General features: G+C 41.0%; 1 protein-coding gene. It reads right to left on the bottom strand.

Annotation, left to right across the window (positions count from 1 at the left end):
* Positions 1–121: 121 nt before the first annotated feature.
* Complete coding sequence (locus AAC01S_RS18480; RefSeq protein ID WP_281178150.1) at positions 122–967, bottom strand: tyrosine-type recombinase/integrase; 846 nt, start codon at positions 965–967, stop codon at positions 122–124.
* Positions 968–1,114 lie beyond the last annotated feature (147 nt).

Below are 1,114 nucleotides of genomic sequence, written 5' to 3'. Positions count from 1 at the left end.
TGAATAAACCAACTTCGTCCCACAATCCTGGCAAACCTCGGAAACAAAAAACGGTTCGTCATTCGGTCGCCTGTCCGATGGTCTATTTGGCTCAATCATCAACAAGCCCCCTATAATCAAACTACAATAGTTCCGCTTTCCGTTTCATTTCTTCCCTGCTTGGGTGGGCATAAAGCATGGTTGTCTTCACATTTGAGTGCCCCGCGATTGACATGGTTTCATGAATCGAGAAGCCCGACTCAAGTAAACGAGTGACAAAAAAATGTCTCAAAGAATGGGGCGTAATGACTGAACTGAACCGCCTGAATTGCTTGTTGACAACTGTTCTGTCGAGTCTTTCACGTTCTCGCGACGGAAAGAGGTACTCACTATCCGAGCGACGCTCAGATATGTATGCCCGTACTGCATTAACGACTTTGCTATTTAAATAAACAACCCTTTGCTTTCCACCTTTTCCTTTCCGCACAACAAGCTCTTTCGTCTGCAAGTTGATATCCGAGAGCATAATGCTCAGTAATTCACTAATGCGAATTCCTGTATAGGCGAGTAAGGACGTGATCGCGTATAATCGCTTGTCCCCTGACTCCAATATCTTTTGACGGAACTGTTCAACTTCCATTTTTTGAATTGTGCACGGATTAGCGTATTCGATCTGAACTTTACAAAAATCTTCTTTACTGATAACAACGTCATTCTGAATGCCTATCTTTACAAGAAAGGAATTGTAAGAAATCAGTGCGCTCATATGTCCGTTACAAGTTTTAGCACTTAAATGTTTGCCATTGTACTTTTTAATGTTGAGAAGATAGCTTTTGTAATCAAGAACATTTTCACGGTAAAGTTTCGTGCATTCCATTGCGTATGTATCACGGAACCACTTGAAATATTGCTGAACATTTAGAACGTACGTCTTGATGGTATTCATACTCTTACCCGATTGAGTCAGGAACGTTGAATATTCTTCGATTAAGTCTATTATTCATCACCTCCACAATACGGTTGTAAATTCTGTTGCATTAAATTTGTGACTGGGTTCACGAACTTCTGTTGCACGATAACCAAATACTAACTCCAGATTCGGGCTTAAGCAATCTCGCAGTTCAACATAAGTGCT

The sequence above is a fragment of the Alicyclobacillus acidiphilus NBRC 100859 genome, assembly GCF_001544355.1.
Lineage (GTDB): Bacteria > Bacillota > Bacilli > Alicyclobacillales > Alicyclobacillaceae > Alicyclobacillus > Alicyclobacillus acidiphilus.
Note: the sequence above shows the minus strand (reverse complement) of the source record. Positions and strands in the feature narration are given on the sequence as shown.